We start from the raw sequence: 6,831 nt of genomic DNA, 5'->3' as shown, positions 1-6,831 counted from the left end.
AGTCACTGGCGGGCCGGTACGACACAATCGTCGGTTCGCCGTACGACGCGCCGAAGCGGTGCTCGACGACCGGAATTTTTCTCGATATACATGGTCGTGTACGCCTCTGACCTGCACGAATACCCGGATGTCGGCGCAGCCGCATAACGTCCGGCCCAGAAACAGCATGACGCCGTACGACGAAGGGAAGCTCCTCCCGATGAGCAGCGCAGCAGATGCCCACTCCGCAGACTCGGAGCCTGCCGCAGGTCGAGCGAAACTCGGAGCTGCCTCGGTCAGCCAGCTCGCCGACTGGGAGCGGAATCTGCTAGAGCCGAGCCTCACGTTCACGCCCGGCGATGCGCGGAAGACGGGTCTTCCTGACCACTCTGTCGACCTGATCGTCACCTCGCCTCCCTACTGGAACAAGCGCGACTACGGCCACACCGATCAGATCGGCCTGGAGCCGACCGCTGACGCATACGTCACCTCGATCATGGAGTGCCTAGCCGAGTGGAAGCGTGTGCTCCGCCCCCACGGCTCTGTCTTCCTCAACGTCGGCGACACCTACTTCAACAAGTCCCTGCTCGGCATCCCCGGGCAGATCGAGTGGCAAGCCGCCAAGGGTGACTGGCTCATCCGTAACCGCATCATCTGGGCCAAAGAGTCGGGCATGCCTGACCCGGTCAAGAACCGCCTCGCCAACCGCCACGAGTACGTCATCCACCTGACCTACAAGCCCACCTACTACTATGACCTCGTCGGCTACTCCGAGGAGTTCGGCAACGGGGCGAACCCGGGCGACGTCTGGACGATCAACCCAGAGCGGAACATGGGCGCGCACCTCGCCCCCTACCCTCGCGAGCTGGTGCGGCGTGCCATCACGCTCGCAGCGCCGCAGCAGGTCTGCGCCGAGTGCGGCGTACCGCGCAAGCGCGTCATCGAGCGCACTGCGGAGCTGGACCCCAGCCGCCCCCAGGCCAAACGCGCCATGGAGCTGGCCAAGGAGAAGGGCCTGACGCCCGAGCACATCCGAGCCGTCCAGGCGTTCGGCGTCTCCGATGTCGGCAAGGCAACCAAGTTCCAGAACGGCACCGGTCGTAACAGCCTTGAGGTCCAGCGCCTCGCCGCAGAGGCAAAACTGGCACTCGGCGGCTACTTCCGCGAGTTCACCTTCGCCAAGAAGCGCACAGTGGGCTGGACCGACTGCGGGCACAACGCCCCGGCTCGCGGCGTCGTGTTGGACCCGTTCGCCGGCACCGGCACAACACTCAAGACCGCCATCGAGGAAGGTCGCGATGCCATCGGCGTCGACCTCGTGAACTGGATGGATCAGCCGTCGCTCGGTGCTTGAGGCGTGATCCCGGCGAGACCGGCCACTGTCTCGGCCATGTCCGCTATTGCCTTGTCGACGTCTTCCTCGGACGAGAGGTCGAGCCGGTAGTCGTAGACGTCGATTGACCGAACGCGCCCCACGTAGACGAGGCCCTTGGTTCCCCTGCTCCACGGGTGTATCAGCAGCGTGAAGCTGAGCCCGTAGCGCAGCGCGTAGGTAACGGCCTGCTCGACGTGGCCGCGATCCGGCAATGCTTCATCGGACGTGACGGTGTTCTTCACTTCCGCAATCAGCGGCACCGTGCCATCGGCGGTCCTGAGTACGACGTCCGGCTGGGCCTTCCCCGCGTCGCGGCTCGCCATGGCCGCGAGCGGCGTGCCGAACGGCGCTGGCAGCTCGTCTGGCACGTCGTAGAGATTGACTCGGCCTTCGGTGTTGCCGTCGAGCACGTCGACCGACCAGCGGCGAGCCCGCGCCTGCTTCGCCAAGCTGACGCGAACGAACTTCTCGAACAGCTCGTTCGTGTTGATGAGCAGCGAGCCCATCTGCACATCCTCACCGCCAAGATCGAGGGCGATGCCAACCCCGCGCACGATGAGCACCGACAGATCGAGCACCGGCCGGTAGTAGGAGCGCGAGTCAGGCAACGGCGCGAGGCCCAGCACCTCAGGGTCGTCCAGGAAGCGATAGTCGGGGTCGCTGCCGACCTCCTCGAAGGCGGCGAACTGGCCGGCCAAACGGCGAAGGCGACCTTGATCGCCCCTGCGAGGCTTCTTTTTGGCCTTCATCAGGTGGTCGTAGATGACCTCCATCGCAGCCTTGATGCAGCGGTTGGCGGGCGTGTCGACGGTGCGCTCGAACCAGGAGAAGGCGGCCTTGTTCGGGATGCCTCGGGCGACAAACCGCTGAATAGTCGGCGTGAAGTCAATACGGCCGTGCGGAAAGTGACCCTCGTCTTCCCGCCGCTCATAAATGCGCAGCAGACCCGCGTCGAGGACCTCGTCGACGTAGTCGAGCAAGGCGTCGGTGTAGCGGTCCATCGCCCAGTCGTCAGCGGTGCCTCGACCGGCGTAGTCCCGGAACGCCGAGAGCGCCAGGAGGCTATGGCCGGTCTCGATCACCATGCGCGTCAGGTTGCTGAGCGGCACTCGCGGCTTGACGCGAAGCACCAGGCGATCGTTGATCGGGATCACGCCGACGAACGACGTTGCTTGAAGGCGAAGCACTCCGCCCGAGAAGTTGACCCGAAGCACGTCCTTGCCGTCGATCTCCGAGTTGAAGATCGCCCGATGCCCTTCCCCGAACCAGAGCGAGGGGTCGACGTCGATGTGCTCATACTCCGCGCACTCCACGACTCGCACGTCGCTCGTCAGTTCGGTCATGGCTCAGGCTTCAGACTCGGTCGTCGTCTCTTCTGACGCTGGCTCGGTGGGCGTCTCAGGTCGGACGAAGATGTGCTCCCAGCCCGTCTCGAGCGCGGCTCGGGTGTTCTGGTCGCGCCGGAACGCTCGCTGAACCAGGAACTTGAGCTGGTACCGCCAGATGTCAGCGAGTGTGTCCTCGTCGCTGGCGTCCCAGAAGTAGGCGTGTCCGACGGCGGCGGCCGGGGTGCTCTGGGCGTGGCCGTTGATCCGATCGAACCAGACCATGACGCGGCGCTTGAGGTCCTCGTCCATGCCGTTGTTCGTGAGGATGTCGTCCAGCAGCTCTCTGTCGGGATCCATCGAGATCTTGGCGAAACGGCGCTCGAAGGCCGCATCGACCTCGTCGACTCCCCGGTCAAACGGGTTCATCGTGGCCAAGATGACGAAGTTCGACGGGACCTTGATCTCCTCGCCGCTCGCGATGGTGAACGGCAGTTCGCGCTTGCTGCGTTCGATGTAGGTCAGCGCCTCGCCGAAGACGCGGCCCACGTCCGCCCGGGATAGCTCGTCAACTACCAGGACGTAGGTGTTCTCTTCATCCGCGGCCGCATCCTTGACGAGCTTGAGGAACGGGCCTTCCTTGGACTTGAAGCCGGTCTCGGTCGGCGAGAACCCGAGCATGAAGTCCTCGTACTGGTAGCTCGCGTGGAACTGGACGAACCGGTACCGCCGCTTGTCCCCACCGGCCATGAGCTGGCCGGCCGCAGCGGCGAAGAAGGACTTGGACGTGCCCGGGGGCCCCGACAAGATGACGCCGCCGTAGATGCGCGCCAGTCGCATGATCTCCTGCACCTGCGGATCGTCCGCGGTGACGTCGGGGGCGTCGGGGGCAGACGAGGCATGGCCGGTGGCTGCCCTTGCTTGGACGCCGATGTCCAGGTCGTCAGCGGTGAGCGTCCTGACGTCAGGTACCAATCCCTCAAACATCGCCGAGCTCCTCGGTCACGAGTGGAGCGGGCGTTGTGTCCGGCGTGAACGGGTCGAACCAGGAGAAGCTAGCGTCGGCAAGCGGAACGTCCGTGGTGTAGAGCCGGTCGAACTCAGTCTGGGCGCCGTCGGGGTAGTCGAACTTGGCACGGAAACCCCCGATGATGTCGTCCGCGGTGGGCTCACCCGACAGCACGAAGCCGTCGTTCCGCAGGAAGTAGCAGCCGAGGGCGAGCGCCGAGACTGACGCGTCGTAGAGCAAGTCCTTGAAGGCGCGTTCGACGTGGTCGTCGGGCAACGCATAACCACCCCCGGACAGGCCCATCCACCCGCCGCCCTTCAGGCGGAAGATCGAACCTGGCGACCAGCTTCCCGGGATGTTCTTCGCTCGCCAGAAGCTGGGCAGCGGACTGCCCGAGCGCACACCACGGTCGATGAGCGGAAAGTAATAGGGCTTCGTGGGATGCCCCGGCATCTGTATCAGGGAAAGGACCTCGTCCGAGGACGCCGATGCCTGCGCCAACCGTCCCGCTCGATGCTCCTTGCGGAGGTAGAGGTACATCACGAACGTTGGGTGCAGCTTCTGGGCGCCGAGCATGTCGATCGCCCAACGGACGGCGCCCTTGCTCAGCACATGGGTTGGCGTTGGTTCGTCAGGCACAGGGGCAGCGTAGTGGCGACATCCGACAACTGATGGCAGATGCCGCGACACGTCAGTCGGACTGCAGACCGGCTACCACCTCTGCTGGGCTTGCGGCGCATTGAACGAGACCCCTTGACAGGACTGTGAACAACATTCACAGTTGGCAATCATCCGTGAACGACATCCACAAGGAGGCTCGTGGCCGAGGACTTGGTCGGTCTCGCTGAGGTGGCGGACATGGCCCGGGTGAGCCGGACCGTGGCGTCGAACTGGCGGGCCCGCGACAGCAGATTCCCGACACCCGTGGCGGACTTGCGCAGCGGGCCCGTATTCGACCGCGATGCCATAGAAAAGTACCTGCGAAGAAGGGGAAGCCCCATGGCGCACATCATCTCGACCATCAACCTCAAGGGGGGCGTCGGTAAGACCACCACCACGGTGGGACTCGCCGAGTTCCTGTCTGCGGAGTTCCACAAGAAGGTCCTCGTCATCGATCTTGACCCGCAGACCAACGCCACGACCGTGCTGATCGGCGAGGACCGCTGGCGGGAGCTCAACGATGCCGGCAACACGCTCGTCACCCTCTTCACCGACGCGCTGCGTGGTGAGGACGACGAGCCCCGCTTCGACCTGACGGCCACGCTCCAGAAGAAGGTCAGCCCGGTCTCGGAGGTACGCAGTGTCGACCTTCTGCCGTCATCCCTCGATCTGATCGACGTGCAGGACCGGCTCGCTTCGATGCCCTCTGGGCGCTTCTACTCCAACAATCCCACCGATCTGTTGCGCCGAGCGGTCAAGCCCATCCTCGATGACTATGACTACGTCCTCGTGGACTGCCCGCCGAACCTCGGCATCGTGACGCTCAATGGCCTGCGGATCAGCGACGGGTACATCATCCCCACCATCCCCGACGTCCTCAGCACCTACGGCATCCCGCAGATCCAGTCGCGCGTGAAGGCGTTCGCGGACAACCTCGGCGAGGATATCCAGGAGCTCGGCATCGTCGTTACCAAGTACCGCGCCGCCTCGACGGTGCACAACACAACGATCCGGCGTCTGGAGGACGACGAGAACCTGCCGGTCGTCTTCGAGACGTGGGTGCCGGAGGGTAACGCCATCGCGGCATCCGCCGAGTTCTCGCCGATGTCGACTCTGCGTCAGAAGTACGCCTATCAGGGCGGTTACGAAGTGTTCCGTGCGCTCGCTAAGGAGTTCATCGCCGCGGCGGAGGAGATCGCATGACCGACGATCCAGCCGGTAAGGCGGTCCAGGCCGCAGCGGAGAACCTGCTGAAGTTGAGCGCGACTCGACCGGAGCTCGCCGAGTCATTATCGAAGCTCGTGCTTGCGGTGGCAGACGAAGCTACCCGCACCCCACGCTTCGCGAACGCTCTCACGGCTGCAATCGTCGCGAAGGAGCCCGGGGACAAGCAGCCGAAGCGCACAGGTCGTCGCTCTCCTGGTGTGCTGGATCCGTTCGCGGTCTACGGTGACAGGGGCGAGTCAGGGCTCCGTGAGCGGCTCACTGAGCTCGATCTCGAACAGCTTCGGGACATCGTGGCCGAGCATGGGATGGACCATGATCGGCTCGCGATGAAGTGGAAGGACCCTAACCGGGTGATCGATCGCATCATCGACAAGGTTGCGGCTCGCGCCGCCAAGGGATCTGCGTTCCGTTCGGAGTGATACAGGGCGGCGTCGCGTCGGTCCTCAGGACGGGCGACAGCCGCAGTTCAACAACCCCGTCCGGTACTAATCGACAAGTACAGCCGAGCAGGTGGAGCACTGTCGCAGCTCGGCGCCACTTGCCGAGACGCCGACCTTCTTCAACGTGCCCGAGCCACAGAACCCGCAGGTCTTGCCACGCTTCGATGTCGGCGCTGGACCAGTGCCAAGCCAGCCCGTTGCACCGCAGTTGCTGCATTCACGAATCGAATCCTTCTCATGGAAGGTGAGCTTGCTGCAGTTTGGACACTTCTGACCGCGCGCCATGTGCGGGAATCTAGCTCAGTCGCGACAACTTAGGGTAAGAACTTTGCCGACATCGCCCCGATAACCAGGGTCGACAACATCAGCAAGTCGGTCGGCGCCCCAGCCGCATCGCTACCGCGTGCCGCGTGACGCCGTACTTCTCACCAATCTCCCGGTACGTACATCCCGATTCACGCAGCTGCACCATGTCAGGGACATCGGCTGCGGCGATTTTGCCGAGCGGCCGCATGACTATCCCCTGGCGCCGGAGGAAGTCCCGCATCGTCGACTCCGGCACGCCGTAGTCGCGCGCCAGCCTCATGCATGTCTCGCCGGCCGCGTATCGCTCACGGATCTCGTCAGCTTGGGTATTCAGAACGGCCCGGACCCGGTGCGCTCCGCTCAATTCGTGTGGTGACCACGGCTCAGCTCGACGCTCGGCTCCGGCGACCGAACGCGCCTTCTCCAACCTCACCCCCGCCGGACCGGGGTTCGAGTAACGTCCCAGCACCTCCGCCAAGTGATTGAAGTTAGAACCCTCGCCGGGTGTTA

Annotated in this window: 7 protein-coding genes; 3 read left to right on the top strand and 4 right to left on the bottom strand. The window is 64.3% G+C overall.

Annotation, left to right across the window (positions count from 1 at the left end):
* The coding region (locus tag ACYQ0U_RS22285; protein WP_459976077.1) for a DNA-methyltransferase at positions 1 to 1,333 on the top strand (1,333 nt) is incomplete at its 5' end.
* Here ACYQ0U_RS22285 and ACYQ0U_RS22280 read toward each other — a convergent pair.
* From ACYQ0U_RS22280 to ACYQ0U_RS22270, 3 genes are read right to left on the bottom strand one after another with little or no spacing between them, the layout of a single operon-like run.
* Positions 1,312 to 2,697 (bottom strand): 5-methylcytosine restriction system specificity protein McrC, encoded by a 1,386-nt coding sequence (locus ACYQ0U_RS22280; protein ID WP_459976076.1) that lies wholly within the window; start codon positions 2,695 to 2,697, stop codon positions 1,312 to 1,314. The genes ACYQ0U_RS22285 and ACYQ0U_RS22280 overlap by 22 nt on opposite strands.
* 3 nt (positions 2,698 to 2,700) lie before the next feature.
* A complete protein-coding gene (locus ACYQ0U_RS22275; protein WP_459976075.1) occupies positions 2,701 to 3,666 on the bottom strand; it encodes an McrB family protein in 966 nt (321 codons plus the stop codon).
* A complete protein-coding gene (locus tag ACYQ0U_RS22270; RefSeq protein ID WP_459976074.1) occupies positions 3,659 to 4,327 on the bottom strand; it encodes a hypothetical protein in 669 nt (222 codons plus the stop codon). The genes ACYQ0U_RS22275 and ACYQ0U_RS22270 overlap by 8 nt, the downstream gene beginning before the upstream one ends.
* Before the next feature lie 180 nt (positions 4,328 to 4,507).
* Here ACYQ0U_RS22270 and ACYQ0U_RS22265 point away from each other — a divergent pair, with 180 nt between their 5' ends.
* Together ACYQ0U_RS22265 and ACYQ0U_RS22260 are read left to right on the top strand one after the other, a co-directional pair.
* Complete coding sequence (locus ACYQ0U_RS22265; protein WP_459976073.1) at positions 4,508 to 5,551, top strand: AAA family ATPase; 1,044 nt, start codon at positions 4,508 to 4,510, stop codon at positions 5,549 to 5,551.
* Positions 5,548 to 5,994, top strand: coding sequence for a hypothetical protein (locus ACYQ0U_RS22260; protein WP_459976072.1), 447 nt, complete (start codon positions 5,548 to 5,550; stop codon positions 5,992 to 5,994). The genes ACYQ0U_RS22265 and ACYQ0U_RS22260 overlap by 4 nt, the downstream gene beginning before the upstream one ends.
* 385 nt (positions 5,995 to 6,379) lie before the next feature.
* On the opposite strand, the gene ACYQ0U_RS22255 is transcribed toward ACYQ0U_RS22260, so the two are convergent.
* The coding region (locus ACYQ0U_RS22255; RefSeq protein WP_459976071.1) for a hypothetical protein at positions 6,380 to 6,831 on the bottom strand (452 nt) is incomplete at its 5' end.

The sequence above is a fragment of the Nocardioides pyridinolyticus genome, from assembly GCF_054653575.1.
Note: the sequence above shows the minus strand (reverse complement) of the source record. Positions and strands in the feature narration are given on the sequence as shown.